We start from the raw sequence: 4,954 nt of genomic DNA, 5'->3' as shown, positions 1-4,954 counted from the left end.
TTCTCACGCCATTGTAATCTTCGCTTCCATTTGGCTTACATATTGACCCTCTATCATCAGCTTGCATGGTGCATGATTGTCTGGAAAGGTCGCAACATCTTAACGCGCGTTTTCAACGCGTACCGGATCAACTACTAACACTGGTGATTGATCAGGCACCAAAATTCCTGGCGATGACACACCGTGCCGCCTGCGCGGATCGGGCGCCGATGCACCTTGAACGAATTTGGCAGGAGCAACTGCAATATGTCACCGTCAACGGCTCTGTCGCGGCGCACGTGCCTAGTCCTCACGTTTGCGAAATCCTTTGAGCCCGAGGTCGTTCAAGTATCCACGTGCCGGCTGCAAAACGCTTCGCAAGTAGGAGGATGGCAGGGGCCCGCATTTTGCAAGCAGTCCAGCCGTTCTATGCAGCGTAGTCGAGCCAAAGAGCCGTCAGTTTGATGTTGAGCCACAATTGTCGCACCAAGCACTCAGCATGGAGCGACGGGCGATTAGGCTGTCGGCTTTGTGTAGGGGGGCTGTGTCGGTGTAGGTGAGATCGCCAGCCTCGCCGAATATGGTTCGATGGCTAGACCGCGAGAGTACGGCGGTCGCGAGCTTTGGCTCGCTGCTCGAGTTCGACGACCGTAGGAGGTCACTTGCAGTCAGACTCGATATCGTTCTGTTTTACAGAGCGTGTGCCCGGCGCCCAGGACGTGGCGTCGGGTTCTGCTTTTGGCGGGCATGAGTTTATCGATCTCGCAAATGACGAGATCTTCCAGTCACTCTCATTAGCGCACGAGAGGGCGATGGTTACTGTCGATTCTGGGGCGAGCGGCGTCCTGGATCCCATTGGCCTCATGCCGCTCCGCAAAGCTATTGCGGAAAGGCTCGCCGCCCAGACAGGCTTTGATTGGAGTGCGGAAGAGATCGCAATCACTGCCGGCTCAAAGGAAGCGCTGCTTTGTGCGGGCCTGGCTGTCCTAGAGCGGGGCGACGAAGTTATCATTATCCGCCCCTGGCAACCGTTTGTCCCAGCACTGGTTCACGCCGCTGGCGCAGTACCAGTGTTCGTCGACGCTCAGCGCCCACGATATACTCCTGATGGCAACTCAATCCGAGCTGCCATTACATCGCGGACTAAAGCGATGATTATCAATTCACCCAACAATCCGACGGGCGCAGTCTACAGCCGAACAACATTGCAGGACGTCGGCGAGCTTGCTATCGAATTCCGAATATGGATCATTTCGGACGAGCGCTACTCAAGATTGGTATTCACTGGTTTACACCGCCATGAGTCGATCGTCGTGGCGCACCCCGCCGTGCGATCGCGAACGATCATGGTCAATCCATGTTCACAGGCGCTGGAGATATCAGGCTCTCGCTTGGGTTATTTCGCGGCTCCAAGGGCCATCGTTTCCGCCGCTAGAAAGCTTCAGGGCTATGCAGCGATGATACCAAGTCGAGAGGCGCAGCAGGCTACGCTGAGCCACTTTCAGGTCGGCGGCCGTATTGAGCGGGAGACATACCAACGGCTTTTCGACGCTCGCGACATAGGTCTTAACATCCTTTCTAATCTACGTGATGTAACGCCACCTCGTGCCGACGGGGCATTATTCTTCTATCTTGATCTGAACAGGCTTGCATCTGCTTTGCAGGACGAAGGTCGCGTTGGAGTGACGGATGATGTTGCAAGCTGGCTCCTGAAGCAAACTAACGTGGCTTGCGTTGGGGGAGACGCGTTTGGCGACGTCAACGGTCTGCGACTCTCATTCGGCGCCCCTCCGGGGGCATCGGCCATCGGCCTGACGCGCGTCGTCCAGGCGCTAAATAGCCTTAGGATCAAATAACGGCCGGTCCAGTTCCAGACGAAAGGCATGGTTGTGAATATCTGCGCTTCAGCTGATGACTTGCACTCGGCAATGTAAGCAGCTCCTATGTCCGTTAACGGCGAGCATCGGTCGAATCGTAACGTCAAAGACCGCATTTCGTCGCCGCCTCTGGAGGTCACGTCTCCTGATCTGGTCGACGATCTCACCATCCGGTAAAGAGTTCCGATGCACTCGTTCGCTCGACGTCGGAGAAGGCACAAAGGGCCGCAGGTCGCACGCACGCAAATTGTCGCCGTAGGCGGGAGTGCTTGGTCCGAAACCGAACGCGTCCGGTGTCACGAATCGGTCAAGTCGCTTCCAACTCCGACTTTGATCAGACAATCGCCAGCGATTCCACTGATTTGAACTGGCCCAGAGCGTGCATCGTGACAGATGGGAGCCCATCTGAGTCTCGCGATGAGCAACAGTTGCGGCGCCTTCAAGTCGAGTGGATCACCGGCATTAGGTTCGGAGACAGTATGCGCATCTGCGGTATCAAACTGACCCATGACGGAGCAGTCGCTCTTATCGAGGACGGACGGCTTGTCTTTTGTATCGAGCAGGAGAAGCGGGGCAATAATCCGCGATATCAAAAAATCGACAATCTCGATGCAGTTGTTGTCGCCCTGGCAGAGCACGGTTTTGATCCGCGAGACGTTGATCGCTTCGTCATCGACGGATGGTGGGGCGAGGTCGAGTCACAATTTGAGGTTTTCAGTGGGACTGCACCCATTACCCTTAAAGGGGCGCCGTATGTTGAGGGCGATGCCGAAGGCCTCCTCATAGCGCACGACGGCTCTGGGCTAATGCTCAACGGGAGCGCCTTCCCCTATCAAAGCTATCCGCATGTCACAGCCCATGTGGCTTCGGCCTTTTGTACTAGCCCTTTCGCCAAGGCCGGGCAGCCCGCGTTCTGTCTGGTGTGGGACGGCGCCTCCTTTCCACGTCTCTACCATATAGAACGCCGCGCAGCCAGGTTCCTCGAGTGCCTCTTCCCGCTGATCGGGCATGCTTATGCTGCCGCAGGCTACCACTTCGGACCATACAAGCAGTCGAACCGGACCAAGTGGGACCTCGGTGTTGCGGGCAAGTTGATGGCCTATATCGCGCTCGGTTCGGTCGACGAAGGCATCGTCGAGGTGTTTCAGGAGCTCTACGAAAAGCACTTTAGCACGTTTACGGAGCCAGTCGATCGTTGCAGCGAGGACGCCGCGCTTGAGCCTGTCCACGAGTTCTTCGATGCCAGCGCGCTACGGTTAAAAGCCAAAGCCCCCGAAGATGTGCTTGCATCCTTTCATTGGTTCCAAGAGCGTCTGCTCGTTACCAAGCTCGCGAGTGCTATACAGAGACATTCGAGGCTTCCCGCGCGCAATCTGTGCATCGCCGGCGGTTGCGGTCTCAACATAAAATGGAATAGCACACTACGAGCTGCCGGCTTGTTCGATGCTATCTGGGTGCCACCCTTTCCGAATGACAGTGGCTCGGCAATAGGTGCCGCTTGCTCCGCATTAGGGGCGGACCAAGGCTTTGTACCATTGGAATGGTCCGTCTATAGTGGTCCAGCCGTGGAACGAGGCGACGTGCCGCCCGGATGGGACGGCTCACCATGTAGCATGCGTGAACTTGCAACGATTCTCGCCAGCAACAAGCCCGTCATTTTCCTTGCCGGCCGCGCGGAGCTTGGACCTCGGGCTTTGGGTAGCAGAAGCATACTGGCCGCGGCGACATCGCCGCGAATGAAGGACCGTCTCAACGACATCAAACTTCGCGAGCACTTCCGGCCGGTAGCGCCAATATGCCTGGAGGATCGTGCGCCGGATATTTTTAGTCCTGGAACGCCAGACCCTTACATGCTCTTCGAGCACCTAACACGAGCAGAATGGCGGGCCAAGATCCCCGCTGTTGTGCATCTGGACGGATCTGCTCGATTGCAGACTATTTGCAGGACCTCTCAGCACAAAATCGCCGAACTTCTCGTCGAATACGAGGGCCTCACGGGCATTCCGCTACTATGCAACACAAGCGCCAATCACAATGGACGCGGGTTTTTCCCGAATGCGGCATCTGCCTGCCAGTGGGACCGCGTTGACCACGTGTGGTGCGATGGCGTGCTGTGGACGAAACGCGCGGGCGGAGACTCAGTGCTGGCCAACGACATCTTTCTCTCTCAGCGCGCGGAGGCGGAACCGTACGCCAAAGATCGGATACCTCCCGCCAGAGGCCGCCTTGTTTGACGAATGCGATCGCTGCAGGCCTAGGGGTAACGAAGAAAGGTAGGGATCGCGACCAAAGCAATCCGTTTTCTGCTGAAGACTTGGCCGCTATATTCCGTCAAGCTCCATGGAGAGGATGCAAGGATTCCGAAAACAGGATCAAGGCCGGTTCGCTCGTCTATCACGACGCATTGCACGTCGTACCGTACCTCGCGAGATACACTTTCGGGCGCCGAGAGGAGCTATGCGGCTTGGACATCGATGACGTTCTCGAAGAGAATGGAATCCCCTATATCTTCATTCGGCCGAACGAGCACCGAGCGCTGAAGAATCTGCAGTCGATGCGGCGAGTGCCGCTCATAAGTGAAGTTCTCCGACTTGGGTTTCTTCAATACCACTCCGCCATTAAAAAGCTGGGCCACAAGCTTTTATTTCCGGAGCTGCGAGCGGCTAATGACCGGACTCGGCGACACGTTCTATGGTGATTGGATCAAAGTGCCAAACGTCGCGGTGCCCAATGCCGCCGAGAAGAAGGTTTTCCATTCGTTTCGCAAAAGCGGAGGCGCTGATCTGAAGCACGCTGGCGTGGCTTCTGAACTCCGCGCCGACATACTCGGCCATGGCGGCGACAACATTACGGAAGAGCGATACGCCAGTTCGGCCAAACTCAAGCAGATGTTGGAAGCGCTCCAAAAGCTACCAATCGTGCCCGATCACATCTGACCTTGCCCCTCGGGCTTGATCCAGTTTGAAGTTCGTTCTGGCCCACCACAAGGACCAGAGCATGAAGCGCAGCCGCTTTTCGGAAGAGCAGATCATCGGGATTTTGAAGGAGCATGAGGCCGGCGTGTCGGTCGCCGATCTGTGCCGCAAGCATGGCGTCAG

Annotated in this window: 4 protein-coding genes; all 4 read left to right on the top strand. The window is 56.7% G+C overall.

Annotated elements, in window-relative coordinates:
* The first annotated feature begins 641 nt into the window (after positions 1–641).
* Positions 642–1,835: a pyridoxal phosphate-dependent aminotransferase gene (locus IF809_RS37945; RefSeq protein ID WP_049802023.1), complete on the top strand. Its 1,194-nt coding sequence runs from the start codon at positions 642–644 to the stop codon at positions 1,833–1,835.
* Between the two features lie 500 nt (positions 1,836–2,335).
* Positions 2,336–4,090 carry a nodulation protein NodU gene (gene nodU, locus IF809_RS37940; protein WP_080588739.1) on the top strand — a complete coding sequence of 585 codons (1,755 nt, stop codon included), beginning with the start codon at positions 2,336–2,338 and terminating at the stop codon, positions 4,088–4,090.
* Between the two features lie 432 nt (positions 4,091–4,522).
* Positions 4,523–4,792, top strand: a complete 270-nt coding sequence (locus IF809_RS37935) for a site-specific integrase (protein ID WP_028144096.1) — start codon at positions 4,523–4,525, stop codon at positions 4,790–4,792.
* Positions 4,793–4,853: 61 nt separating this feature from the next.
* Positions 4,854–4,954: transposase (locus IF809_RS37930; RefSeq protein ID WP_352472059.1), on the top strand; the 101-nt coding region annotated here is incomplete at its 3' end.

It is taken from the genome of Bradyrhizobium sp. UFLA06-24 (genome assembly GCF_054967145.1).
This window is presented reverse-complemented; position numbering and strand designations above follow the sequence as displayed.

Coding starts and splice junctions, on each gene's coding strand:
- nodU (WP_080588739.1), top strand. CDS start 2,336: ATGCGCATCTGCGGTATCAAACTGACCCATGACGGAGCAGTCGCTCTT.
- IF809_RS37935 (WP_028144096.1), top strand. CDS start 4,523: ATGACCGGACTCGGCGACACGTTCTATGGTGATTGGATCAAAGTGCCA.